Annotated in this window: 24 protein-coding genes; 21 read left to right on the plus strand and 3 right to left on the minus strand. The window is 46.6% G+C overall.

All coding sequences use genetic code 11. The features are described from left to right. Nucleotides 1-186: 186 nt before the first annotated feature. The 5 genes from hisS (at nucleotide 187) to ACFSVM_RS21390 (ending at nucleotide 8498) form a co-directional block, all read left to right on the plus strand. Complete coding sequence (hisS, locus tag ACFSVM_RS21370) at nucleotides 187-1431, plus strand: histidine--tRNA ligase (RefSeq protein WP_379264449.1); 1245 nt, start codon at nucleotides 187-189, stop codon at nucleotides 1429-1431. Nucleotides 1432-2153: 722 nt separating this feature from the next. Continuing rightward, nucleotides 2154-3932, plus strand: a complete 1779-nt coding sequence (gene aspS / locus ACFSVM_RS21375) for an aspartate--tRNA ligase (protein ID WP_379264451.1) — start codon at nucleotides 2154-2156, stop codon at nucleotides 3930-3932. A gap of 22 nt (nucleotides 3933-3954) precedes the next feature. Next, entirely contained in the window at nucleotides 3955-4701 is a 747-nt protein-coding gene (locus ACFSVM_RS21380; protein ID WP_379264453.1) for a tRNA threonylcarbamoyladenosine dehydratase, read from the plus strand. A gap of 185 nt (nucleotides 4702-4886) precedes the next feature. Next, nucleotides 4887-6188: an NCS2 family permease gene (locus tag ACFSVM_RS21385; protein WP_379264455.1), complete on the plus strand. Its 1302-nt coding sequence runs from the start codon at nucleotides 4887-4889 to the stop codon at nucleotides 6186-6188. Nucleotides 6189-6332: 144 nt separating this feature from the next. After that, nucleotides 6333-8498 (plus strand): HelD family protein, encoded by a 2166-nt coding sequence (locus ACFSVM_RS21390; protein ID WP_379264457.1) that lies wholly within the window; start codon nucleotides 6333-6335, stop codon nucleotides 8496-8498. 56 nt (nucleotides 8499-8554) lie between these two features. Here ACFSVM_RS21390 and ACFSVM_RS21395 read toward each other — a convergent pair whose 3' ends face one another. After that, a complete protein-coding gene (locus ACFSVM_RS21395; protein ID WP_379264459.1) occupies nucleotides 8555-8992 on the minus strand; it encodes a hypothetical protein in 438 nt (145 codons plus the stop codon). 471 nt (nucleotides 8993-9463) lie between these two features. After that, a complete protein-coding gene (locus tag ACFSVM_RS21400; protein ID WP_379264461.1) occupies nucleotides 9464-9955 on the minus strand; it encodes a hypothetical protein in 492 nt (163 codons plus the stop codon). A gap of 143 nt (nucleotides 9956-10098) precedes the next feature. Between ACFSVM_RS21400 and ACFSVM_RS21405 the strand changes: the two genes are divergently transcribed. Genes ACFSVM_RS21405 through crcB (ACFSVM_RS21420) form a run of 4 tightly spaced genes read left to right on the plus strand, consistent with a single transcriptional unit; the run spans nucleotide 10099 to nucleotide 12414 of the window. After that, entirely contained in the window at nucleotides 10099-10284 is a 186-nt protein-coding gene (locus ACFSVM_RS21405; protein WP_379264463.1) for a hypothetical protein, read from the plus strand. 32 nt (nucleotides 10285-10316) lie between these two features. Next, a complete protein-coding gene (locus tag ACFSVM_RS21410; protein ID WP_379264525.1) occupies nucleotides 10317-11636 on the plus strand; it encodes a replication-associated recombination protein A in 1320 nt (439 codons plus the stop codon). Next, nucleotides 11633-12037, plus strand: coding sequence for a fluoride efflux transporter CrcB (gene crcB / locus ACFSVM_RS21415; protein ID WP_379264465.1), 405 nt, complete (start codon nucleotides 11633-11635; stop codon nucleotides 12035-12037). The genes ACFSVM_RS21410 and crcB (ACFSVM_RS21415) overlap by 4 nt, the downstream gene beginning before the upstream one ends. Then, nucleotides 12034-12414: a fluoride efflux transporter CrcB gene (gene crcB / locus ACFSVM_RS21420; protein WP_379264467.1), complete on the plus strand. Its 381-nt coding sequence runs from the start codon at nucleotides 12034-12036 to the stop codon at nucleotides 12412-12414. The genes crcB (ACFSVM_RS21415) and crcB (ACFSVM_RS21420) overlap by 4 nt, the downstream gene beginning before the upstream one ends. Nucleotides 12415-12515: 101 nt before the next feature. Here the strand turns inward: crcB (ACFSVM_RS21420) and mnmA are convergent, their stop codons facing one another. After that, a complete protein-coding gene (mnmA, locus tag ACFSVM_RS21425) occupies nucleotides 12516-13646 on the minus strand; it encodes a tRNA 2-thiouridine(34) synthase MnmA (protein ID WP_379264469.1) in 1131 nt (376 codons plus the stop codon). A gap of 332 nt (nucleotides 13647-13978) precedes the next feature. On the opposite strand from mnmA, the gene cymR reads away from it, so the two are divergent. The 12 genes from cymR (at nucleotide 13979) to ACFSVM_RS21485 (ending at nucleotide 24685) form a co-directional block, all read left to right on the plus strand. After that, on the plus strand, nucleotides 13979-14398 hold the full coding sequence (gene cymR / locus ACFSVM_RS21430) for a cysteine metabolism transcriptional regulator CymR (RefSeq protein WP_047913302.1): 420 nt from the start codon (nucleotides 13979-13981) through the stop codon (nucleotides 14396-14398). A gap of 17 nt (nucleotides 14399-14415) precedes the next feature. Beyond that, a complete protein-coding gene (locus ACFSVM_RS21435; protein WP_379264472.1) occupies nucleotides 14416-15564 on the plus strand; it encodes a cysteine desulfurase family protein in 1149 nt (382 codons plus the stop codon). Between the two features lie 123 nt (nucleotides 15565-15687). Beyond that, entirely contained in the window at nucleotides 15688-16194 is a 507-nt protein-coding gene (locus ACFSVM_RS21440) for a PRC-barrel domain-containing protein (RefSeq protein ID WP_379264474.1), read from the plus strand. Between the two features lie 91 nt (nucleotides 16195-16285). Next, nucleotides 16286-16495, plus strand: coding sequence for a hypothetical protein (locus ACFSVM_RS21445; RefSeq protein ID WP_076313466.1), 210 nt, complete (start codon nucleotides 16286-16288; stop codon nucleotides 16493-16495). Nucleotides 16496-16749: 254 nt separating this feature from the next. Beyond that, complete coding sequence (locus tag ACFSVM_RS21450) at nucleotides 16750-17820, plus strand: AI-2E family transporter (RefSeq protein WP_379264476.1); 1071 nt, start codon at nucleotides 16750-16752, stop codon at nucleotides 17818-17820. A gap of 649 nt (nucleotides 17821-18469) precedes the next feature. Beyond that, on the plus strand, nucleotides 18470-21091 hold the full coding sequence (gene alaS / locus ACFSVM_RS21455; RefSeq protein WP_379264478.1) for an alanine--tRNA ligase: 2622 nt from the start codon (nucleotides 18470-18472) through the stop codon (nucleotides 21089-21091). Nucleotides 21092-21237: 146 nt separating this feature from the next. Then, a complete protein-coding gene (locus ACFSVM_RS21460) occupies nucleotides 21238-21498 on the plus strand; it encodes an IreB family regulatory phosphoprotein (protein ID WP_047913296.1) in 261 nt (86 codons plus the stop codon). Between the two features lie 15 nt (nucleotides 21499-21513). Beyond that, nucleotides 21514-21930: a Holliday junction resolvase RuvX gene (ruvX, locus tag ACFSVM_RS21465; protein ID WP_379264481.1), complete on the plus strand. Its 417-nt coding sequence runs from the start codon at nucleotides 21514-21516 to the stop codon at nucleotides 21928-21930. 15 nt (nucleotides 21931-21945) lie between these two features. Then, nucleotides 21946-22254 carry a DUF1292 domain-containing protein gene (locus tag ACFSVM_RS21470; RefSeq protein WP_076313463.1) on the plus strand — a complete coding sequence of 103 codons (309 nt, stop codon included), beginning with the start codon at nucleotides 21946-21948 and terminating at the stop codon, nucleotides 22252-22254. After that, entirely contained in the window at nucleotides 22255-22569 is a 315-nt protein-coding gene (locus tag ACFSVM_RS21475) for a DUF1292 domain-containing protein (protein WP_047913293.1), read from the plus strand. 120 nt (nucleotides 22570-22689) lie between these two features. Beyond that, the gene (gene mltG / locus ACFSVM_RS21480) at nucleotides 22690-23742 is read left to right on the plus strand and encodes an endolytic transglycosylase MltG (protein WP_083655907.1); all 1053 of its coding nucleotides are present in this window, start codon (nucleotides 22690-22692) and stop codon (nucleotides 23740-23742) included. Nucleotides 23743-23749: 7 nt separating this feature from the next. Continuing rightward, nucleotides 23750-24685 carry a peptidase U32 family protein gene (locus ACFSVM_RS21485; RefSeq protein ID WP_090725134.1) on the plus strand — a complete coding sequence of 312 codons (936 nt, stop codon included), beginning with the start codon at nucleotides 23750-23752 and terminating at the stop codon, nucleotides 24683-24685. The last annotated feature ends 1 nt before the right edge of the window (nucleotide 24686 follow it).

Here is a 24686-nt window from a genome sequence, read left to right on the forward strand (position 1 = left end):
GTTTCATGTATGAGACAGGGCGGGAGATTTTTTGTTTTGATTCCATTTCATAACTCAAAATTCTGATTTATATAAACCCATGATTTAAGCAACTAAAGGTGTTATGGAATGGATTCTTTTTAATTATGTTTTTCAGAAAATTTAGATACTAGAACAAAGAATTGGAAAGTGATGGAGGGATGAAGAATGGCTTTTCAAAAACCGACAGGGACACAGGATTTGCTGCCAGGTGTGGTAGAGAAGTGGCAATATGTTGAGAGTAAGGCAAGAGAGCTGTGCGGACGGTTTAACTATCGGGAGATTCGTACACCGATATTCGAACAGACGAATCTGTTTGAACGGGGTGTGGGTGAAACCACGGATATTGTAGAGAAAGAAATGTACACCTTCAAAGATAAGGGCGATCGGAGCATGACGCTTCGACCGGAAGGAACAGCAGGAGTTGTCCGCTCCTACGTGGAGAACAAGCTGTACGGAGAACCGGATGTAACGAAGCTATATTACACTGGCCCGATGTTCAGATATGAACGGCCGCAGGCGGGACGCCAGCGTCAATTTCACCAGTTTGGAGTGGAAGCGTTCGGTGCGGTAGACCCTGCAATTGACGCAGAGGTTATTGCACTTGGATATCAATTTTGCCGGGAGCTTGGCCTTCAGGGCGTTAACGTGGAGCTGAACTCCGTTGGTAATGCGGAGAGCCGGGCTGCATATCGCGAGACCCTGCTGGCCTTCCTTAACCCAATGAGAGAATCGCTGTGTAAGGATTGTCAATCCCGGATGGATCGGAACCCGCTGCGTGTGCTGGACTGTAAGGTGGATCAGGATAAATTTACTGACGCGCCTTCCATTTTGGACAGCCTGAGTGAGGAAGAAACGAACCACTTCAAGAAGGTACAAGCCTATTTGGACAGTATGGAAATTCCCTATACACTGAATCATCGTCTTGTACGGGGACTTGATTACTACACGATGACTGCCTTTGAGCTGAAAGCAGAAGGAATCGGAGCCATCGATACGATAGGCGGCGGCGGCCGTTATAACGGACTTGTAGGCGATATCGGCGGACCGGATCAACCGGGAATTGGTTTTGGAATCGGTCTTGAGCGTATCCTGCTGATTCTGGATAAGCAGGGAGTGGAGCTTGATGCGGTGAAGCCGCTTGATGTTTACTTTGTAGCCCTTGGCGAAGCTGCTGAGGCCGAGGTGACAGCGCAGCTGTTTAAACTGCGCCAAGCTGGATACAGCGGAGAGCGCGATTATTTGGGCCGGAAGATGAAGGCCCAAATGAAGTCGGCCGATCGCCTGAAAGCGCGGTATACCGCGATACTTGGCGAGGATGAGCTTGAGCGGGGAGAAATCACGCTCAAGTCAATGCAAGACGGCGAGCAGCGTGTTGTGAAGCTCGCCGACCTGGTCTCCGCGCTGCAATAGTATAGCAGCGCTTCCGCTTGCACCGAGCGAAGCGGTGTAAGACATGCCGAAGGCTAGGGGGTTTTCAAGCACTTGCCTTACATGAAGCGAAGCGATCCAAGCCACGCTGAAGGCTATCAGGGTTTAGGCGCACTTGCCTTGCATGAAGCGAAGCAATGCAAACCACGCCGAAGGCTATCAGAGTTTTCAAGCCTTTGCCTTGCATGAAGCGAAGCAATGCAAGCCACGCCGAAGGCTATCAGGGTTTTCAAGCACTTGCCTTGCATGAAGCGAAGCAATGCAAGCCACGCCGAAGGCTATCAGGGTTTACGCGCACTTGCCTTGCATGAAGCGAAGCAATACAAACCACGCCGAAGGCTACCAGGGTTTACGCGCACTTGCCTTGCATGAAGCGAAGCAATACAAACCACGCCGAAGGCTACCACGGTTTACGCGCACTTGCCTTGCATGAAGCGAAGCAATGCAAATCACGCCGAAGGCTACAGGGGTTTGAACGCTCTTGGGACGCAGTGAAGCGTGGTCCTTACCTTTACAGCAACGCGGAAAAGGTAAGGACAGTAGCGCTCCCACCACCAACATAAGTTTTTTCACCTTCCACCAACTGCTGCTTCTGCTGCAGCTTCCGGGTGTCCAGAGGGCAGGGTCCCTTTGGGGTCCTCCCTGTCAGGGAGGATTTAGGAGGGTGATTTTATATAAATTTCTGATTACAAAGGAGAATGAAGATGCAAAGAAGTCATCAATGCGGAACACTCACGACCGAGCACATCGGTCAAACAGTTACACTAAACGGTTGGGTACAGACTCGCCGTGACCTCGGGGGCGTGCTCTTTATTGATCTGCGTGACCGCAGCGGCATCGTGCAGATCGTATTTAACCCGGATTACTCCGGCGAAGCGCTTAAGATTGCTGACCGTGTCCGCAGTGAATACGTTCTGGCAGTGAAAGGAACGGTAGTCAAGCGTGAGGAAGAGACGGTTAACCCGAACCTGCCAACAGGCTTGATTGAAGTACAAATTACAGAGATTGAAGTGCTGAATGCATCTAAAACTCCACCGTTCTTTATCGAAGACGGAATTGAAGTGGATGAATCCCTTCGTTTGAAATATCGCTATATGGACCTGCGTCGTCCGGAAATGCAGGAAACGCTTCGTCTGCGTTCCAAAGCAGCTAAAGTATTCCGTGACTTCCTGGATGCAAAAGAGTTTATTGAAGTAGAAACACCGATTCTGACGAAGAGCACGCCGGAAGGTGCGCGTGATTACCTGGTGCCAAGCCGTGTGCATGAAGGCGAATTCTTCGCTTTGCCACAGTCACCACAAGTATACAAGCAGCTCCTTATGGTTGGCGGCTTGGAGCGTTATTATCAGATTGCTCGCTGCTTCCGTGACGAGGATCTTCGTGCCGATCGTCAGCCGGAATTCACGCAAGTCGACATTGAGACTTCCTTCCTGCAGCAGGATGAGCTGCTTCCAATGATGGAAGATCTGATGGTTAAGCTGTTCCGCGAAACCAAAGGAGTCGAGATCGAGACCCCGTTCCAGCGTATTACTTATGCGGATGCAATGGGCAAGTACGGTTCAGACAAACCGGATCTACGCTTTGGCATGGAGCTTGTTGAGCTGAATGATATTGTAGCAACGAGCGGAGTTAAAGTATTTGCTTCGGTTATTGAAAAAGGCGGAGAAGTGAAATGCTTGAACGCGAAAGGCTGCGGAACATGGACTCGTAAAGAAATTGATGACCTGGGACCTTATGCAGCGCGTTATGGTGCCAAAGGACTGGCTTGGATTCAAGTGAAAGAAGGCGAATTCAAAGGACCTATCGTGAAATTTATGTCACCTGAAGAGATCGAAGCGATCAAAGAGCGCACAGGCGCGGAGGACGGAGACTTGCTTCTGTTCTCAGCTGACAACAAAAAAGTAGTAGCAGATGTGTTGGGCGCACTGCGTTTGAAAATCGGCCGTCAGCTTGGTTTGATTGACGATAATAAGTTTAAATTTGCTTGGGTGGTGGATTTCCCACTCCTTGGATACGATGAAGACGAGAAACGTTATGTGGCAGAGCATCATCCGTTCACGCGTCCGAAGGAAGAGGATCTGCACCTGTTCGAAACCGATCCGGGTCAAATTCGTGCTCAGGCGTATGACTTGGTACTGAACGGTTATGAAGTAGGCGGCGGCTCCATGCGTATCTTTAAACGGGATGTACAGGAGAAAATGTTCGGAGCGCTTGGTCTGTCCACGGAAGAAGCTTACGATAAATTTGGTTTCTTGCTGGATGCATTTGAATACGGCACGCCTCCACATGGCGGTATCGCCTTCGGTTTCGACCGTTTGGTTATGCTGCTTGCAGGACGTAACAACCTGCGTGAAACGATTGCATTCCCGAAAACAGCAAGCTCTACTGACCTACTCATGAATGCGCCGTCGGAAGTAGATACGAAGCAGCTGGAACAGCTTCATATCCGCGTTTCTCGCAAGCCCAAAGCGGAAAAGAACTAAGTAAGGGGGACGAATTGTCACCATGCTACATCAATTTTCAAGAACGGAACTTGCGATTGGACCGGAAGGCCTGGAAAAGCTGAAGAACAGCACCGTTGCTGTTCTCGGCATCGGGGGCGTCGGCTCAATGGCCGTGGAAGCTTTGGCTCGTACCGGTGTAGGACGGATTATTATGATTGATAAGGATGTCGTCGACATTACGAATATCAATCGTCAGATCCATGCCTTAACGACCACGATTGGTCAGAAGAAAGCAGATCTGATGGTAGATCGGGTGAAGCTGATTAATCCGGAAATCGATGCCATTGCCCTTAACATGTTCTATACAGAAGAGACTTACGAGGAATTGTTTAAATACGAGCTGGATTATGTACTGGATGCCTCTGATACCATTATTTACAAGATTCACTTAATCAAGGAGTGTATGGAGAGAGGAATTCCGATGATCTCCAGCATGGGAGCTGCCAACAAAATGGATCCTTCCAAGTTCCAGGTCGCCGACATTTCTAAGACCTCCATGGATCCGATTGCTCGTGTCATTCGTAACAAACTGCGCAAGGAGCACGGGATTAAGAAAGGCGTAAAGGTCGTCTTCTCAACAGAGCAGCCGATGAAGCCGCGTCAGGATGTAACGGATAAGATTGTTCCGGAAAATGCACCTGAGATCCGTAAAGCAAAACAGCCGCCTGCAAGTAATGCTTTTGTGCCTCCTGTTGCAGGACTTATCATGGTCAGTGAAGCCATCAAGGATTTGCTAGCCGAGAAATAAGAAGCAAGCTTAAGCCGATGCTTACAGGTTTAGGTTTAAAATGAGCACAAACTGAACAAGATAAACTTGTTCCCGCGTGGATACCAGCGTATGGTATTCACGCTTTTTTTCTTTGTATGGAGTATTTGAGTATTTATATGGATATGTGATATCTGAGAAGTGAAGGAAAAGAGGATTAGAGTATTATGAAACAAAAAAGTCTGTTCCGATGGGTTGGAATGAGACAAGGAGATGTGCTCAAGAAAGAACTTGGTGCAGGAATCATCTCCTACTTCTCTGTGGTTTATATTGTAATGGTCAATGCTTCTATTCTGGCGGATGCGGGTATGCCGCTGCAGGCAGCTATGGTGGGAACCTTGTTAACTTCAATTGCTGGCTGTTTATTTATGGCGTTTATCGGCAAATCGCCGATTATCGTAGTTCCGGGAATGGGAATAAACGCATTTTTTGCTTATACATTGGTGCATTCGATGAAATTGACTTGGCAGGAAGCATTAGCGGTGGTCACGATTACGGGCATTCTTTTTGCGATTGTCGCTTTTACGAACCTGTATAAAGTGATTAGTGAAGCAATTCCTCACAATTTACAGCATGGTATTACGGTGGGGATCGGATTATTCCTGACCTTTATCGGTCTTCAAAAAAGCGGGATTGTTGTCGCGCATCAAACGACCTTTGTTACGATCGGCCATTTTGATGATCCTGGTGTGCTGACAGCTTGTCTTACCTTACTGCTAGCTTTTGTGTTGTTCGTCAGAAATGTGCAGGGCGGACTCCTTATTAGCATGGTTGCAGGTACGATATTGGCTTATGTACTTGGTGCTGCAGAAGCCCCATCTCAAATGATGTCCGCATCGGAGCCCATACGAGAGTATGGACAATTGTTTGGGGAGCTGTCTTTTACAGGGCTAGTGAATCTATCCTTCTGGATTGCGGTCTTCTTGCTGCTGCTTATTGTTGTATTTGAAAATATTGGCCTCATTGCCTCTCATACGAACATTACCCAGCGTCCGGAGACATTTAAAGGAAGCCTTCGGGCACTTTCCATTACGAATGTGTTTGCCGGAATATTCGGTACAAGTCCTGTAGTCGCAGCAGCCGAAACAACGGCAGGAATTGCTGCGGGAGGACGAACCGGGCTTACGCCGCTCACGACAGCGGTAATGTTTGGAGCTACATTTTTGTTCATCCCATTATTAACGCTCATACCGGATAGTGCAATTGCACCCATTCTGATCATTATCGGCGGTCTGATGGTGCAAAGCGTTAAGGATATCAAGTTCTCGGATTATACTGAAGCTTTTCCTGCATTCCTGATTATGGTGATGATTCCCTTCACGTATAGCATTGTCGATGGTATGGCATTTGGATTCATTGCATATCCCGTTGCTAAGCTGGCGGCCGGTCAAGGAAGGGAAGTGCCTAAGGTTATGTATTTCATAGCCGTGCTCTTCCTGCTCAATTTTGTAGTATATGCTTTGTTGTAAAAGAGACCGTAGACTTCACCATGGCGAAGTCTAGGCCTCTCCGGAAATGAATGGCTTTTCTTTATTTTTTGTGGTATATTAGTACTCCTTTTGCTGTACGGATACGTCCGAGCTGCAAAATATTTCTTAGGAGGTAACTGAACTATGGATGACACGATTCAAAGTGCCTATCAAGAAGAGGAGCAGAGGCTTAAAGATACGATGAAGGAAGTCGATCAGCAGCTTGCGAAGCTTCAGTCGGTTCCGGTATATACCGGGCATGACTTTACAGAGCAGGTGCTGGAGGCGGGCCGAGAGGAACGCAGACAAAGACTTTCCAAGAGTGTAAAGGAGCCCTATTTCGGACGTCTTGATTTTGAAGAGCTCGGCACTGGCAGTTCAAAGCCGCTATACATTGGCAAAGTCGGCGTAGATCGTGAAGAGTACACAGATCAGCCGCTGGTCATTGATTGGCGGGCGCCAGTGGCGAGTCTCTTTTATTCTTTTACTGGTGGGGAAGGCCCCGCAGAATATGAATCACCCGAAGGTATCATTGAAGGTCTCGTATATTTAAAGCGAAATATTGTAATTCGCCAGCAGATCCTTGAGCGTGTGGCAGACACGTATAATCGGGATAGTGACCAGCCTGCCGTATCGGATGAATTCCTCGTCTATCGACTTGGGGAGAACAAGGACAACAAGCTGCGTGATATTGTATCTACGATTCAGGCAGAGCAGGACCGGATTATCCGGGCAGCGCGGAATACTGCGCTCATTATTCAGGGGGTTGCAGGGAGTGGTAAAACAACCGTGGCGCTCCATCGTCTTGCTTTTTTACTGTACCAGTACAAGGAGCAGGTTTCGGCAGAGAAAATGATTATTTTTGCCCCCAATAATATGTTCCTAGATTACATTTCAAACGTACTGCCTGAGCTCGGGGTTGGCGATATTCAGCAGAGCACCTTCTCGGATTGGGCTATGAATCTGCTGGATTTGGAGCTGAGGCTGGCCGATCCTGCAGAAACGCTGTCTTATTGGTTCGAGGGTGAAGGAGAACTACCGGAGATTACGGAGGAAGTGCCGGGACGGTTTAAGGGATCTATCGCATTTATGGAAATTCTCCGTGACTGCATTAAGAGGATGGAGATCAGCTCTGTACCGGACATGGACTTCTCACCTTGGGACGGCGCAGTGCTTCCGAGGGCAGAGATTGTGAAGTGGTTTGAGGAAGAGTATAAGCCATACCCTCTCGCGAAGCGCAAAGAACGAGTCATGGCCCGGGTACATCGCTGGATTGAAATGGAGCTCAAAAAGGCGCCTTCGGCCGCCGTTCTTAAAGAGTGGAAGAAGAAGGCATCGGCACGAGAGAAGGCTTATGGCAACAAATGGCCCAAATATGAGCCGCTTACACTGTACAAACAGATCTTCAAAGCAGCCAAAGGCGCGAGCCCCATGCCGGAGGAAGCCGTCAGCCAGATTCCAAAGTCTGTGTTGAAGTCAACAGCTCTTGATTTGAAGAACAATGTCATTCGCGAAGAGGACCTTCCGGCGCTCGTCTATTTGCATGTACTGGTACATGAGGTGGACGGTAATCAGCGCTTTGACCATGTGGTCATTGACGAGGCGCAGGATTTCTCCCCATTTCACATCGCACTTCTGGATCTGTTCGTCAAAGGGCACTCCTTTACGATCCTCGGCGATTTATCCCAGGGCATTCATGCCTATCGAGGCGTGCATCAGTGGGAGGAAATGAGCTCACTTTTTGCACCGGAGTATAATGATTATTTTGCGCTGACCCGAAGCTATCGATCTACGATGGAAGTCATTGAGTTTGCTAATACGATTCTGGAAAAAGGCGTTCAAAGCGGCATCACCGCGGTACCCGTGTTCCGGAGTGGAGACGGTGTTCGGCTCATTGATTACGGACAAGAGGGAAGAGAAGCTTCCTTGAAAAAAGCAATGGAGACGCTCATTGGCAAGGACTACCGGACGGTATCCATCCTGACACGTTCTCTGCGGGAAGCTAAAGCTGTGCATGAGAGGCTTCGGTCAGAAGGGCTGGAGGTTAATCTGATCGATGACGGCAAGAAGCAATATGAGGGCGGTTATTCCGTGCTTCCGGTGTATCTGTCCAAGGGACTGGAGTTCGATGCTGTCATTGTTGCTGACGCAGATCAAGCTCATTATGGCAGCAGTGCATGGGATGCCAAGCTCTTATATGTCGGCTGTACGCGTGCGCTGCATGAGCTGTGGCTCATGAATGGTGAGGATCGGCCTCACTACGTGGAGCAGGATAACGACGAGGTTGTTGTGGAAGGCTGGCCAGAGTAAGGCTGGCAGTTAATTAGGTTGAGGAACGTAAGTCGCACCCATGATTTGGATGCGGCTTATGTGTTCTCAGCTTTTTTGTTTCGGAGAATAAAGTATCCAAAAATATATCGAACCCACAAAACAGTAAATAAGATGGTGGTAAAGACTTTGATCTGAACGGAGGGCCAATCGACAGGTCTTGGTATGCCGTTTATTTTAGGTCTTGGATTCAGCTCATTGAACAGCATATCGACTTGTAGAAGTATAACAAAACCGATACCGAACAAGCCGAAGAGATATTCCCTTCGCATTTTGAGCAGCTTTTCATCCATCACACTGCCCAGCAGCTCATGATTCTCTTGCCATATCATATAGATCCCTGCACCTGCGGTAAATAAAGTGAGAAGTACAAAATCAAGACTAATCAGACGGTCAGCTTCGTGAACGAACGTACGGATGAGGAATATACCAATTCCTACAATATAAAGAACCATGCTTATCGTTTTCTTAGACATGCAGCTCTCCTTTTTCTATTTGTTGATAATTTACTCTATGTTCGAGATACACTCTGTTTGAGCCTTTTCAGAACCCGTAGTCCAGCGATTGACCGTAACAGGAACAATGAGAAAAAGATAATACCAAGAAGATGTAACTGTGCCGAGTCCCAATCAATGGGCATTACTCTTCCATCAAACACTTCTGGAGTAAGATCGTCCCGAAGCCTGGGTATATAAAGCAGGATCCAGATGATGGATACAATTAAAGTATAATAAGTGCCGGATTTAAATTTTTTGATTTTGTCCTCATCCCTATCGTTCAACAGCTCACGAAACTCCAGAATGGAATAGCATAGGAATGAACTACAACTGGCTAACGCGATTAAAATAATTGGAAAATCCCATAAGGGACCGTCCGATTGCAAAAATGATAAACTGAACAGTCCAGCACCAGAGCAAAAGATAAAAATAATTAAAGCCAAGTTTTTCTTAGAGATGGTCAGCATCCTCCTTAATGATCTCATGTTGCTTCTCCATTGCACGAGAGAAGGCACGAATAACAAGAGTTGAACGAAGAGCAGTAAAGACGGCAGTCATAATGATATAGAAACGAACCATTATATCAAACCAATCTGGTTTTGAATTCAGCAGATCTCCGACAGGCCCTGTTTTGGGCACGGGATAATGAAATTGCAAATAAATTAAATGGCTGCCCAGCAATATAATGACGATTGAACATAGAATGATGACCTTGTGACCACGAGACCATTTCATCATGTCCTTCTTCGAATAAGTTTTGTTTTTCAAATTGCGCTGCTCGGTAATAAGACCATACAGAAGCACACCGATGGTGACAAGCAGACATACTGCATACTCTGCATACAAAATATGACCGTCCAGTTTATAAGTGAAATAGAATCTTCCGCCGAAAATAACCAAGATGAGTATTATCAGGCTGGCTGCGGCCGTTCGTTTAACCATGTGCATACCTCCCTATCTAGAGAGAAACGTATTTAACAACCGAATAGTTAGATTTTACCATAATTAATTCCGATAAAGGATTTAGGATTGAAAAATCGAATTTTTGAAAATGAGAAGTTTAAGGCTTCATGGAGGTGGTATTTATGAAATGCGGTGCGAGAAGGTACGTGGTTGTCATTGATACGGAAGAAAATGAATTCAAGGAAATCATCGTCAAAGCCAGAACCGCCATCGAAGCGAGAAAAGTCATCCGCAAGCAGTACGGACCTAAGATTAAAATTACAAGTGTGTCACTCCTAAATCAGGAACAGGAAGGACATGTGTTATGATAAGGTAAGCACAACTTAAGGGAAGTGAAATGATGGATTTATTCTCATACAGCCAGGATGCGGAGCCGAAGGCGCGGCTGCTTGCTGATCGCATGCGTCCGCAGAGCCTGGATGAATATATAGGTCAGGAGCATATTGTCGGACCCGGGAAGCTGCTTAGACGGGCGATTGAGGCAGATCAGGTCTCATCTATCCTGCTATACGGCCCTCCAGGCTGCGGCAAAACGACACTCGCGCATATTATTTCTCACCATACGAAAGGCGAATTTGTCCGCCTGAATGCAGTCGATGCCTCAGTAAAAGATGTCAGAGAGGTCATTGAACAGGCCCAAAATAATAAGTCCATGTACGGCACGAAGACAATCCTCTTCCTGGATGAGGTACACCGTTTCAACAGCTCTAGACAGGATGCTTTGCTGCCGGCTGTGGAGAAGGGCACCATTATCTTCATCGGTGCAACGACAGAGAATCCATTTCATTATGTGAATGGAGCCTTGCTCAGCCGTTCAACCTTGTTTCAGTTGGAATCACTGACGAAGGAGCATTCACTCCTCGCCATGCGACGTGCTCTACATGATTCGGAGAAAGGACTCGGGTATATGAAGCTGGAAGCCGATGAGGATGCCCTTCTTCATATCGCTTCCATGGCAAACGGAGACATTAGAAGGGCGCTGAATGCACTGGAGCTTGCAGCGCTGACGACGCCGCCTGATCCAGACGGTACGATTCATATTACACTTACGGTAGCCGAGGAATCGATCCGTCGTCCCATCGTCAAAGCGGATGAGTCAACACAGTACGATGTACTGTCTGCCTTTCACAAAAGCATTCGGGGCTCCAGTGACGCGGCTCTCTTCTGGTTCTTGTATGCGGTAGAGAAGCTGGGGATGGACCCGATGACGTTCATACGCAGGCTCATCGCCGCGGCAAGCGAGGATATTGGTCTTGCTAATCCTCAGGCGATGGTACAGGCTGTATCTGCCCTTGAGGCTTACCGCAACAACGGCTGGCCGGAGGCCAAGCTGAACATTGCGCAGGCCATCCTGTTTGCGGTTGAGAGTCCAAAATCCAACCGAGTGTACACCGCTATAGCCAAAGCAATGGCTACGATGGATGAATTAAAATCGGCGGAAGTGCCGCTCCATCTAAGAGACGGACACTACAAGGGCTCTGTTCAGCTTGGACATGTGGGATACAAATATCCGCACAATTATCCGGGGCATTATGTAGAGCAGCAATACTTGCCGAAGGAGATTCAGGATGAAATCTTCTACGAGGCAACGGAGCAAGGCAATGAGTCCAAAATCAAGCTGAATCAGGAGCGGAGAAGAATCCGGAATCACAGAGGATGAAGGAGCTTATTTACATCGGTATCGGCGGATTTGTGGGAACGGCAGCCCGATATGGGGTACAGGATCTGATTCAGCCGGGAGAAGGTTTGTTTCCTCTGACTATATGGCTGATTAATATGGCAGGCTGCTTCTTTTTGGGCTGGTTTTTCACGGTTACTCCGGCTAAATGGAACATCAGACCTGAGCTCAGGTTATGTATTGGCACCGGATTTACCGGTGCTTTTACTACGTTCTCTACCTTCACGGTGGATGTTGTCCGATTAGCCGGCATGAGTGAGCTGTTGCTTGGAGTGTTATACGTGGTTCTAAGTGTAGCGATCGGAATATTCATGAGTGAGGTAGGAATCCGATGGGGCAAATGGATGTTAGGCAAGGCATCGCGGAAGGAGAACACAATATGATCTGGGCTGCTGGAGTAGGGGGAATGGCAGGAGCGATGCTCAGGTATACACTAGGAAAAATCATAACTCGTAAGGCAGCCGCTGCAGGATCATCGTTTCCTTGGGGTACCTGGGTGATTAATATCAGCGGATCCTTGCTGCTTGGAATCCTGTATGTGCTCACCGTGAAAGGCATATTGCCACCGTTATGGTGGGCAGTGCTCGGCATTGGATTTTGCGGAGCGTATACGACATTTTCTACCTTCGGATATGAAACGATGCAGCTTATAAGAGCGCATAAAAGAATGCAGGCCGTATTGTACGTCATGAGTTCTGTAACCGTGGGAATAGCTGCTGCATTCGCAGGTATGTGGTTAACCACATTCATCGTTAATTAAAAATTTAAATAATTCCTATAAAAAAAGCAGGAAAAAAGCCATTCTTCATGGTAATACATGAGGAATGGCTTTACTCATCTGCTTATGTGTCTGAATCACGCTTAAGCAGGTGAACCTGCAGTAACCTTTTCAACGATATCTATTGTACCGCCGCCGAGACACACATCACCGTCATAAAATACGACAGCTTGTCCTGGCGTAATTGCTTTTTGCTCTTGATCAAACTGAACATGTACCGTGCCATCTTCACGCCAGGTTAGAGTCACGCCTTGATCCGGCTGGCGATATCTAAACTTGGCAGTACAGTGATAAGGAGCACTCGGTACGTGATCATTACCCGCAATCCAGTTTACTCCTGTGGCAATAAGTCCGGTAGAGTACATGCTCGGATGCTTGTCGCCTTGAACAACGTAGAGAATATTCTTCTCTAAATCCTTATCTGCTACAAACCAAGGCTGTCCATTGCCGGAGCCGCCGATGCCAAGACCTTGACGCTGGCCGAGCGTATAATACATGAGCCCGTCGTGACGACCCTTTATTTCTCCGCTCTCGATATCGACCATATCGCCGGATTTGGCAGGCAGATAGCCAGAGAGGAATTCTTTGAAATTGCGTTCACCGATGAAGCATACACCTGTGCTGTCTTTCTTCTTGGCCGTGTAGAGACCGGCTTCTTCCGCAATGCGGCGCACCTCAGGCTTAGGCAAATGACCGATCGGGAACATGGCTCTAGACAGCTGCTCCTGATTCAGTGCATTAAGGAAATAGGTTTGATCCTTGTTATTATCTACACCACGAAGCAGTTTGTATGCTCCGTCCTCTTGAATCAGACGTGCATAATGTCCTGTAGCAACATAGTCGGCCCCAAGGTCGAGCGCTTTGTTAAGGAATTCACCGAATTTGATCTCACGGTTACACATGACATCCGGATTAGGAGTTCGACCGGACTTATATTCATCTAAGAAATAGGAAAATACTTTATCAAAGTATTCCTTCTCGAAGTTGACTGTATAGTAAGGAATGTCCAGCTGTTCACAGACGCGGCGGACATCTTCCGCATCATCTTCTGCCGTACAATGACCGAATTCATCGGTGTCGTCCCAGTTTTTCATGAAAATACCGATGACGTCGTAACCCTGCTGTTTGAGCAGCAGTGCTGTGACGGAGGAATCTACGCCTCCCGACATGCCGACGATGACGCGGGTGTTTTGATTATCGTTAGACATCGTCATCACCATCTCTATCTAAAATTGTAATACGCGTTTTATTTTAACACACTCTACCCTAACTTACGACGTAAATCGAACAATTACGATATAGAGGACTGAATCGATTGAAAGCTTCATCTAATTCTTAATATTATCGTCATTGTTTTTTCCCCATAAACGTCCTGTTTATGTTACCATTGTTTAATGGTTATGATCGGAATACTGTGAAATATGGCAATGCTGATCATAAGACCGAATTAAATCACGACATAAACCTTCTCATGATGCGAACGAGCTCATAATTACAAAATACGACTGGTTCCTTAGAATATTACTAAACAATGAGGTGTACACACTTGAAGATATCTACTAAAGGCCGTTACGGATTAACCATTATGATGGAACTGTCTGGGCGATTTGGCGAGGGCCCGACTTCACTTAAGAGTATTGCAGAGAAAAATCAGCTGTCAGAGCATTATCTGGAGCAGCTCATCGCACCACTGCGCAATGCAGGTCTTGTTAAGAGTATCCGGGGAGCATATGGCGGATACATTTTGGCGCGCGAGCCCATTACGATCACAGCAGGAGATGTTATTCGGGTGCTGGAAGGACCGATTTCTCCGGTTGATTTTACAGAGGAAGATGATCCGGCCAAACGTGACTTGTGGATGCGTATCCGCAACAGTATTGCAGAGGTACTGGATTCTACAACACTTCAAGATCTGATCTCCTATAAAGAGGATACTGAATCAGACAGCTACATGTTCTATATTTAAGCGGGGTGAAAGTCAAAATGAATATCTACTTGGATCATGCCGCATCCACTCCGGTGCATCCTGAAGTTGCAGAAGCAATGCTTAAGGTGATGACTAGTCAATTTGGTAACGCATCGAGCGTGCACGCCTTCGGGCGTGCTGCGAAGCGTACCGTAAGCAGTGCCCGGGATAAGATCGCGGCTTTTTTGGGCTCTTTTCCGGATGAGCTTATATTTACGTCAGGGGGGACAGAGAGTGACAACCTGGCTATTTTTGGTGCCTTATCTGCCCATGAAAATAATGGAAAGCATATCATTACCACTTCCATTGAGCATCACGCAGTACTCCATTCTTTTGAACAGTTGGAACAAGAGGGCTATGAGGTTACCTATCTTCCGGTTGATTCCTATGGACTTGTCAGCACAGATGATGTGAGATCAGCCATAAGACCAGATACGATTTTAATTAGTGTGATGTATGCCAACAACGAAGTGGGAACCATTCAGCCCATCGAAGAGATTGGAAGCATTGCACGGGAGTACGGTGTTTTATTTCATGTCGATGCAGTACAGGCACTCGGCTCTGTTCCTATAAATCTGCATGCATTGCCTGTGGATATGATGAGCTTCTCAGCCCACAAAATTAACGGACCTCAAGGTGTCGGAGCGCTGTATCTGCGTCGTGAGGTGAAGCTGAATCCGATCGCGTTCGGAGGACTTCAGGAGCGTAAACGCCGTGCGGGTACGGAAAATATGGCGGGGATTGTTGGTTTTGCAACAGCGGTGCAAATAGCAGCTTCTCATATGGAGGAGAGAACAGCACACGATCTTGAACTGCGAAGCGTGTTTCTTGAAGAGCTCAGCAAGGAAGTCGGAGAAGGTGAATTTGTGTTGAATGGCCATCCTGAACAGGTTCTTCCTCATATCGTTAACGTCAGTTTCCCTTCTGTCAAAACGGAGACGATGCTTATGAATCTTGATGTAGAAGGTGTAGCCTGCGCAAGCGGCTCCGCATGCACCTCAGGCTCACTCTCGCGTTCCCATGTGCTTGAAGCGATGCAATTACCTGAAGAAATTATGGATTCTGCGATTCGATTTAGTTTTGGGCTGGGTAATACTAAAAAAGATTTGGTATATACCGCTCAAAAAGTTGGAACCATTATTAAGCGGCTGCGTAGTAGAGCTTAAGGGTTTCTATATATACGGACAGAGGAGGGAATTTGCGTCCTGTTGTCATCGGCCGAATATAGTAGCACCTCGTGCTGCTCATATTCTAATTCAAGGAGATGAAAGGGATACCCCCAAGCAGACATGAAACTTCAAGAGATGATAGGTCTTGCCGTTTATGATATGACGGTCGGCAGACAAATCGGCAAAATTGTTGATTTTTTGCTTACAGAGGACTGGAAGATTTGTGGAATCGAGTTAGACGGTAGAGCCCTTTTTTCGGGCAAGGTCAAAACGATTGAATGGGGAGACATCGTCGCTTATGGCGAGGATGCAGTAATGATTCGTAATCAACAGGCGATCCGGCATACGGAAGCTGACGACATACAATATAGCTATGCCAAAGGTCATCATAAACTAAGAGATATGTCGGTGCTTACAAGGGAAGGCTTGAGGCTCGGGCACGTAACCGACGTTTATTTTGACCAGGAATTGGGAAATCATATAATAAGTCTCGAAATTAGTGACGGGTTTGTCACTGACTTGATGGAAGGCCGGAAATGGCTGCCTCTTGCAGAAGAGATAACGCTTGGCGAGCATGCCATTATCGTTCCTGCTGCAAGTGAGCAGCATCTGTATAGAATGAATTAAGAGAGCGGATATGTAACCAAGTATATGATCTTAAGTTCAAGCTATGACAGTATTAAGTGTTTAATATTCTGCTAACGGATAGGTGAAGTTAATGAAATGTCCAAATTGTAGTTCCAAAGATATAGGAAAGATTGGTTCACACCAATTTTATTGCTGGGGATGCTTTATTGAGCTGACAGTGAACGGAGATAAGATGTCAGTGTATCAAGTGGAAGAGGATGGAACGCTGAGCTCACTTGATGATCTATTCTTTGGTGATGAGATGCCACAGGATTATCCTGGCATACAAATATCACAATAACTTATTACCAACAACTTCCTCTATGCACGGTCTAACACGCGCTAGTCATGACTTCTAGAAGAAGTATACATAGCTGTCGGTTCATGTGATGGGGATAGTCAGAAAAAATAGAAACGCTAATCGTATTTCAGCCTGTTGGAATACAGTTAGCGTTTTTTTGTTGTACCTTTATGTCCCTTGGACGAGTACAGGATTAAATTGTGATGGTCCTACATATACTTACATGGATAAGCCCGTCCGAGGAGGAGACAGATGTGGAGCACTTAAAAAACAGCAAGCTGTTTCGATACGGATTGCTCATATTACTTGCCCTTATCATTTTATATTTTATTTGGCTGCTTCGGCCAATGCTCCTTGATATATACGATTTTTTCAAAGCTATACTCGCACCATTCATTGTTGCCTTAATTGTATCGTATGTGCTAAACCCTGTCGTTAGTATGCTCGGAGGCCGTAAAGTGCCTAGAAGCATAGCTGTGCTGCTTATATATGCTGTGTTTATCACCTGTCTTGTCGTTATCCTGATGAATGTCATTCCGATGTTTGTTGAACAGCTGGAACAACTGAATGAGCACTTGCCTGAGCTCAATATGCATGCACAGAGCTTAATGAATAACATGAACAGCGGTTTAATGCCTCCGGGGATTAGGACAGGTATTAATGGATGGCTGTACCAAATGGAGAATCGTTTGGCCACAGGGATCTCCGCTTTTATGGACAACATCGGCTCAACGATCAATACGATTTTCAATATATTTATCGTTCCGTTTCTGATTTTTTACATGCTCAAGGATTTTGATGTTATGGAAAAAGCGGTCGTCTCCTATCTTCCGCGTTCACAGCGAAAATCCATTGTCATGCTCTTAAAAGATATTGATACGGCGCTCGGCAATTATATAAGAGGTCAGTTTATCGTATGTATTGTTGTCGGCATATTTGCTTACATCGGATATATGATCATTGGCATGCCGTATGCCTTGCTTCTGGCGAGTGTTGTATGTGTGTTTAATATTGTACCTTACCTGGGTCCTTTTCTGGGTGCTGCTCCGGCGGTAGTCATGGCATCTACGATCTCCTTTAAAATGGTGCTGTTTGTCGTCATCGTGAACACCCTTTGCCAAATACTAGAGAGCAATGTAGTGTCTCCACAAGTGGTTGGCAAAACGCTTCATCTGCATCCGCTGACGATCATATTTGCGCTGCTTGTCGGAGGAGAACTGGCGGGAGTGATCGGTCTAGTACTGGCTGTTCCTGTATTTGCTGCGGTTAAGGTGATCTTTCAGCATTTCTTTATATACTATATCAAGCGGAAGACGATCGAATAAGGCAGCAACTCTTTCCTTTCCCGAAAGGCTGCGTTGACATGTACATTCTGGAACGATATAATAAATTATGTATGTTTATATCGTAAATTCAATGATGAAATCAAGTACGTCAGGGTGTTCCCTCAGAGAATGGACTCCTTCAGCTCCTGCTAACTAACAGTTATCATTAGGTGATGAGCTGCTGGGTGTAAGAGTCCTGGAATGAAGCGGCGGAAAGCTAATTTCGGAGAGCGGTTAAAGCCGCCGGTTGACCTACCGTTATCAGGTTCTACAAGGCGATCGCTTGTATTCTCATTCGTATGATGAGCTGCAGCGATAACCAGGGTGGTACCGCGATTAACTCGTCCCTGATCTCATCAGGGGCGTTTTTTTATTCCCTGCGGCTTTTTCTCCCGTACCGGGAATAACCTTTTTTTTTATTTATTTTTTAGCCTTCTTCCTTTTCAGTGGGACACACCCAAAGCGGAGTGGGCAGAATTGTTCATAGAAGCGAAGCGCTCGTATTTGTTTCTGAATTTTTACCACTGGTAATTATTCTGATCAAATTCAGAAACAACGACGATCGGAGAACAATCTGACCATGGAGCGGAGTACCCCAAGAGTCGCGAAGGCTAATCGATATACATTTAAAAACCGGAGGTTATGAACTATGAAGGCTAGTGAAATCCGTTCCAAATGGATCGAGTTTTTTGCATCCAAAGGACATAAAATCGAACCCAGCGCATCGCTTGTACCGCATAATGACCCATCCTTATTATGGATTAACGCAGGGATGGCGCCTCTTAAGCAGTACTTTGACGGACGTGTGAAGCCTGAGAATCCACGTCTTGCCAATTCACAGAAATGTATCCGTACCAATGATATCGAGAATGTCGGCAAAACGCGCAGACACCATACCTTTTTCGAAATGCTCGGGAACTTCTCCATTGGAGACTACTTCAAGGAAGAGGCGGTAACTTGGGCATGGGAGTTCTTGACTGACAAGAAATGGATCGGATTTGATCCCGAACGCTTGTCCGTTACCGTTTATCCAGAGGATGAAGAAGCATATAAGCTGTGGAATGAAAAAGTCGGCCTGCCGGCTGAGCGCATCATCAAGCTCGAAGATAACTTCTGGGATATCGGTGAAGGTCCATGCGGACCTTGTACTGAAATTTTCTATGATCGCGGCGAAGCTTACGGCAATGACGCGAACGATCCGGAACTGTACCCAGGTGGAGAGAATGAGCGCTACCTCGAAGTATGGAACCTGGTATTCTCCCAGTTCAACCATAACAAGGATGGCAGCTATACACCGCTTCCGAACAAAAATATCGATACAGGTGCAGGTCTGGAGCGTTTGACTTCGATTCTGCAGGATGTAGATTCCAACTTCGATACAGATCTGTTCCAGCCGATGATTCAGCGTACAGCCGAAATTGCCGGAGTGAAATACAATGACAGCGTAGAGATTGACGTCGCGCTTAAAGTCATTGCTGACCATATCCGCACCGTTGCGTTTGCCGTTGGTGACGGGGTGCTGCCTTCCAATGAGGGTCGTGGTTATGTTATCCGCCGTTTGCTTCGTCGTGCAGTGCGTTACGGCAAAGTTCTTGGTCTAGATCGTCCTTTCATGTATGAATTGACACAGCAAGTAGCAGACGTTATGGGTGTATACTATCCAGAGGTTATCGACAAGCAAGAATTCATTGCTAAAGTGGTGAAGACGGAGGAAGAACGTTTCCATGAAACACTGAGTGATGGTCTTGCCATTCTGGCAGATATCAGTGGACAGGCTAAATCAGAAGGACGTTCTGTTATCAGCGGACAAGATGCTTTCAAGTTATATGACACCTATGGCTTCCCATTCGACCTCACAGAGGATTATGCAGCAGAGCATGGCCTGACTGTAGACCGTGAAGGCTTTGATGCAGCAATGCAAGAGCAGCGGGATCGTGCTCGTTCTGCACGACATGAGAATGAGAGTATGAAGGTTCAAGGCGGGGCGATTGCCGATCTGACGGTTAAAAGTGAATTTGTTGGATATAATGACCTCGTGACAGAATCAACGGTAGTTGCTCTTATTCACAATGATGTGAGTGTAGATGCAGTCGGTGAAGGCGATACTTGTCAAGTCGTACTTGATATCACTCCTTTCTATGCGGAGAGCGGCGGCCAAGTTAGTGACAAGGGGCTTCTTCGCGGAGCAGCTGCTGTGGCTAAAGTAGAGGGCTTGATGAAAGCACCGCTTGGACAGCATGTTCATATCGTAAACGTTGAAGCTGGTGAGCTTCGCGTAGGGGATAAGGTCAAAGCCGAAGTAGACAAGACGAGCCGGGATGCGATTGTCAAGAACCATACCGCAACTCACCTGCTTCACAAGGCATTGAAAGAAGTGCTTGGTGAGCATGTCAATCAAGCAGGTTCGTTGGTCGAACCTTCACGACTGCGCTTTGACTTCTCCCATTTCGGAAGCATTACGCCAGAAGAGCTGCTCGACATCGAACGTAAAGTAAATGAGCAAATCTGGAATCAACTAGATGTAGTCATTGAATATAAATCTATTGATGAAGCAAAAGCTATGGGTGCAATGGCATTGTTTGGCGAGAAATATGGAGACATCGTGCGCGTCGTTCAAGTGGGCAGCTACAGCCTCGAGCTATGCGGAGGCTGTCATGTAAATAACACTTCTGAGATTGGTCTCTTCAAATTGGTAAGCGAAAGCGGCATTGGCTCTGGTGTGAGACGGATCGAGGCACTTACAGGACGCGGCGCATATGAATACCTGGAAGGACAGCTGGATCTGCTGAAACAATCCGCTGCACTGCTCAAATCCAATCTTAACGATGTTCCTAAGCGTATTGATTCGCTTCATCTGCAAGTGAAGGAGCTGACACGTGAGAACGAATCTCTTCAAGGGAAGCTCAGCTCGATAGAAGCAGGTCAGCTTACGGATAAAGTAGTCCAGCATGGGGATACCAAGCTGCTTGCAACTCGAGTGGAAGTGTCCGGAATGGAAGCACTTCGTACACTAGCTGATGAGCTCAAGGTGAAATTGCCGGATACGGTCCTTGTGCTTGGAGCGGCAAACGAGGATAAAGTGAATTTTGTCGTTGTCGTACCGCAGGAGCATGTGAAAAAAGGCCTGCATGCGGGTAAAATAGTTAAAGAAGTAGCAAGTGTGTGCGGCGGAGGTGGAGGCGGACGTCCTGACATGGCACAAGCCGGCGGCAAGGATGCCTCGAAGCTGGATGAAGCGCTCCGCGTAGCGGAACAGATCGTCGCAGGATAACGATACGGCTCTTCCCGCAAAAAGTTAAAACACTCACTTTCTTTGATATATTTGCAAAGCGCCAAAATATGTTATGATATAGAAGAAATCAATTCGGCATGGCAAGAGTTTACTCTCTTGCCTTATGCAGGAGCGAGGTGTCATAAGTGGACTCCATGGATAAGACAGTTAAATTCAACGTCAAGGGTGATGTGGAAGAAGCCTCTGCACAAGAGATTCTTCTAAAGGTATATGATTCATTACTGGAGAAAGAATATAATCCGATTAACCAAATCGTAGGTTATCTGATCTCCGGGGATCCTGCCTACATCCCTCGTCACAACAATGCCAGAAGTCTAGTCCGCAAAAAAGAACGCGACGAACTGATTGAAGAACTGGTACGTTCTTATCTGGCCAATCACCGATAAGAATAGGAGAACTGAATGAAGATTTTGGGTTTGGATTATGGCGACCGAAGAATTGGTGTCGCGATCAGTGACGCCTTCGGCTGGACTGCCCAGGGATTGGAAGTAATAGAACGGCGCCGGGATGGGGATGAATTTGGACGAATTCATGAGCTCGTTCGTGAGAACGAAGCTAGTGAGATCGTCGTTGGTTTACCCAAGAACATGAACGGCACCGTAGGTCCTCGCGGCGAGCTTTGCATGGAATTTGCACAGAAGCTGCGGGAGATGTTGGACTTGCCCGTTCACCTGTGGGATGAGAGGCTGAGCACCGTTTCGGCAGAACGAACGCTCGTTGAAGCTGACGTCAGCCGGAAGAAGCGTAAGAAGGTTGTGGACAAAATGGCCGCAAGCTTAATATTGCAAAATTATTTAGATGCCAAAAGTACAAGGTGAGGGGGACGTTAAGCTATGACGGATAATCGTTTGGGTATGGACGAGGATCGCGAGATTATTTATATTACCGATGAGGAAGGCAACGATGAGGAGTTTGAAGTCATCATGACCTTTGACGTCGATGGTTCAGATGCTAAATACATGATGGTTGTCCCTGTGGAAGCGGACGAGGACGAAGATGAGTCCGAAGTATATGCATTCCGTTATGAAGAAGACGGGGATGATATTAAACTGTTCACGATTCAGGATGAAGCGGAATGGGCCATCGTTGAAGAAACTTTCAATACCCTTGTTGCGGCTGAAGAAGACGAGGAGAATGTATAGATGACCGAATATCCTTTTTCAAGAGCGAATCTTGTCGTTACAACTCGCTTAAGAGAAACATTTGGATCTGAGGTTGAACTGGAAGATGAGAGCGGTAAGTCGGTTCCCTATGAGCTTCTCGCTGAGTTCGAAGTGTTGGGTCAAGGATATGTTGTACTGCAAGCCTTGAAGAGCAAGTTCGATGATTATGAGCTGCTTCGGGTTATGTACAATGAGAATGGAATTCCTGAGCTGATCACGATTGAAGATGATGAAGAGTGGGAGAACATTGCTGAGCTCTATGATGAATGGTCTTTACCAGATGACGAAGGCTAGAATGAGGCACCTCTACCGAGGTGCCTGATTTGTATGTTATCATAGTAGGTATGAATAGGATTGAATTATGGAAGGGCGGAGAAGTCCGCTCTTTTTAGTTATGAAGGGGTGGAATTTTTTTTGAAAGCAAAATACTTCAGACGGTTCATCGTGCTAATCCTGCTTATTGTCGTGTTAGCAGGGGGAGGACTGTATGTATGGCAATCCATGAAGCCGGTGGCTTCCAAGGACGAGCCTGTTGTCTTCACGATCGAACCCGGAACAGGTACCTCAGGCATCGCCGATTTACTTGAAGATAAGGGACTGATTCGAAACGCTCTATTATTCAAAGCATATTTGAAGCTGAACGATCAAGGTGCGAACTTTCAAGCAGGCACTTATGCCTTTCAACCCGGAATGAATTATGATGAAATGATTACGGCTCTTAATAGCGGAGATGTACAAAAAGAAGAAATGCTGCGTTTTACAATTCCAGAGGGCTATACTTTAAAGCAGATAGCGCAGAAGCTGGAGGATGAAGGGATTACAGACGGTAAGATCTTTATGCAGTTAGTTCAAGATAAGGAGCTGTTTAATGACATTCCTCTGGTGGCTTCTATACCGGACAATGCAAATTACCGATATGCACTTGAGGGATATTTATTTCCTGAAACCTACGAGATGAAGAAGGATAGTACAGCGGAAGATATTATTCGTCGCATGCTGACGGAAATGCAGGATAGACTGAATGGTATTCCTGAACTGGATGCAGACCTCAAGGCGGTTAACCTGAATCTTCATCAGCTGCTTACTGCAGCTTCGCTCATTGAACGTGAAGTGGTGGTCGATCGTGAAAGACCGCTCGTTGCGGGAGTCATTTATAATCGGCTAGAGCAAGATATGAGGCTTGAAATGGATGCTACTGTTCAATATTTGCTGGATAAGCAGAAGGAGCGTCTCTTGTACAAGGATCTTGAAGTGGAAAGTCCATATAACACCTATCGGAATGAAGGACTGCCGCCCGGTCCGATTGCAAGCCCAAGCTTAAGTGCGATTGAAGCTGCGCTTGCGCCGGAGCCATCTGATTATTTATTTTACGTTACCAAGAAGGATGGGAGCTCAGAGCATTTATTTGCTGAGACCTATGAAGAGCATTTAGACAATATCGAGAAAAGTAATGAAAGTGCGGAATAACGGAGGGATGGCTTTGACACGGCCTTATGAACTGCTCGTCACAGCAAGTGATTTACAGGAAGCAGAGCGCCTGCTGAAGGCAGGAGCGGATGCTGTTGTTATTGGGGAAGACCGGTTTGGAATGCGCCTTGCGGGAAATTTCATGCTGGATCAGATTGCAGAAGCGGTACGGCTGGCGAAGACATATGATGCCAAAATCTACGTATCCATGAACAACATTATGAATAATGATGTGCTGTCTGATATTCCAGAGTATGTACGTGCGCTGGCGGAAGCCGGTGTGGAGGGAATTGAATTTAATGATCCTTCGGTGTTAAGCGCTGTTCGGGAATTTGCACCTGAGCTTAAGCTGCACTGGAACGCAGAGATGACCTCTACCAACTATAGAACCGCAAATTATTGGGGACGTAAAGGGGCTAGCCGGGTTGTCCTTGCAAGAGAACTAAATATGGATGAGATAACCGAAATGATAGATCTTCTAGAGGTTGAAGCCCAGGTTCAAGTTCATGGGATGACGAACATATATCATTCTAAGCGCCAATTGGTAGCGAGCTATATGCAGCAGCAAGGCCGCCCCGTTGAGGGAGATCTCGGCTTAGCCAGAGGCTTGTTCCTCATTGAAGCAGAGCGCAGGGAAGAGAAATTCCCGATTTACGAGGATCGTAATGGCACGCATATTATGAGCTCAGAGGATATTTGCATTATGGAGGATCTCCATCTGTTAATGGCGGCTGGTGTACATTCCTTCAAGATTGAAGGGCTTCTGAAGAGTGCGGCATATAATGAGGCGGTTGTCCGTGCTTATCGTACAGCGATAGATGCTTATACTGCTGATCCGTCCGGTTATGCCTATAAGGAAGAATGGCTGGATGAAGTGCGTCAGCTGCAAGACCCAGAGCGTGAGCTTTCGTTTGGATTTTTCTACAAAGAACAAGTTTATTGAT

This window comes from Paenibacillus shunpengii, assembly GCF_042684905.1.
Lineage (GTDB): Bacteria > Bacillota > Bacilli > Paenibacillales > Paenibacillaceae > Paenibacillus > Paenibacillus shunpengii.

What these genes read in the sequence shown, in the direction of transcription:
- hisS (WP_379264449.1), top strand. Translation starts at nt 187, where the DNA reads ATGGCTTTTCAAAAACCGACAGGGACACAGGATTTGCTGCCAGGTGTG.
- aspS (WP_379264451.1), top strand. Translation starts at nt 2,154, where the DNA reads ATGCAAAGAAGTCATCAATGCGGAACACTCACGACCGAGCACATCGGT.
- ACFSVM_RS21380 (WP_379264453.1), top strand. Translation starts at nt 3,955, where the DNA reads ATGCTACATCAATTTTCAAGAACGGAACTTGCGATTGGACCGGAAGGC.
- ACFSVM_RS21385 (WP_379264455.1), top strand. Translation starts at nt 4,887, where the DNA reads ATGAAACAAAAAAGTCTGTTCCGATGGGTTGGAATGAGACAAGGAGAT.
- ACFSVM_RS21390 (WP_379264457.1), top strand. Translation starts at nt 6,333, where the DNA reads ATGGATGACACGATTCAAAGTGCCTATCAAGAAGAGGAGCAGAGGCTT.
- ACFSVM_RS21395 (WP_379264459.1), bottom strand. Translation starts at nt 8,992, where the DNA reads ATGTCTAAGAAAACGATAAGCATGGTTCTTTATATTGTAGGAATTGGT.
- ACFSVM_RS21400 (WP_379264461.1), bottom strand. Translation starts at nt 9,955, where the DNA reads ATGGTTAAACGAACGGCCGCAGCCAGCCTGATAATACTCATCTTGGTT.
- ACFSVM_RS21405 (WP_379264463.1), top strand. Translation starts at nt 10,099, where the DNA reads ATGAAATGCGGTGCGAGAAGGTACGTGGTTGTCATTGATACGGAAGAA.
- ACFSVM_RS21410 (WP_379264525.1), top strand. Translation starts at nt 10,317, where the DNA reads ATGGATTTATTCTCATACAGCCAGGATGCGGAGCCGAAGGCGCGGCTG.
- crcB (WP_379264465.1), top strand. Translation starts at nt 11,633, where the DNA reads ATGAAGGAGCTTATTTACATCGGTATCGGCGGATTTGTGGGAACGGCA.
- crcB (WP_379264467.1), top strand. Translation starts at nt 12,034, where the DNA reads ATGATCTGGGCTGCTGGAGTAGGGGGAATGGCAGGAGCGATGCTCAGG.
- mnmA (WP_379264469.1), bottom strand. Translation starts at nt 13,646, where the DNA reads ATGACGATGTCTAACGATAATCAAAACACCCGCGTCATCGTCGGCATG.
- ACFSVM_RS21435 (WP_379264472.1), top strand. Translation starts at nt 14,416, where the DNA reads ATGAATATCTACTTGGATCATGCCGCATCCACTCCGGTGCATCCTGAA.
- ACFSVM_RS21440 (WP_379264474.1), top strand. Translation starts at nt 15,688, where the DNA reads ATGAAACTTCAAGAGATGATAGGTCTTGCCGTTTATGATATGACGGTC.
- ACFSVM_RS21445 (WP_076313466.1), top strand. Translation starts at nt 16,286, where the DNA reads ATGAAATGTCCAAATTGTAGTTCCAAAGATATAGGAAAGATTGGTTCA.
- alaS (WP_379264478.1), top strand. Translation starts at nt 18,470, where the DNA reads ATGAAGGCTAGTGAAATCCGTTCCAAATGGATCGAGTTTTTTGCATCC.
- ruvX (WP_379264481.1), top strand. Translation starts at nt 21,514, where the DNA reads ATGAAGATTTTGGGTTTGGATTATGGCGACCGAAGAATTGGTGTCGCG.
- ACFSVM_RS21470 (WP_076313463.1), top strand. Translation starts at nt 21,946, where the DNA reads ATGACGGATAATCGTTTGGGTATGGACGAGGATCGCGAGATTATTTAT.
- ACFSVM_RS21475 (WP_047913293.1), top strand. Translation starts at nt 22,255, where the DNA reads ATGACCGAATATCCTTTTTCAAGAGCGAATCTTGTCGTTACAACTCGC.
- ACFSVM_RS21485 (WP_090725134.1), top strand. Translation starts at nt 23,750, where the DNA reads ATGGCTTTGACACGGCCTTATGAACTGCTCGTCACAGCAAGTGATTTA.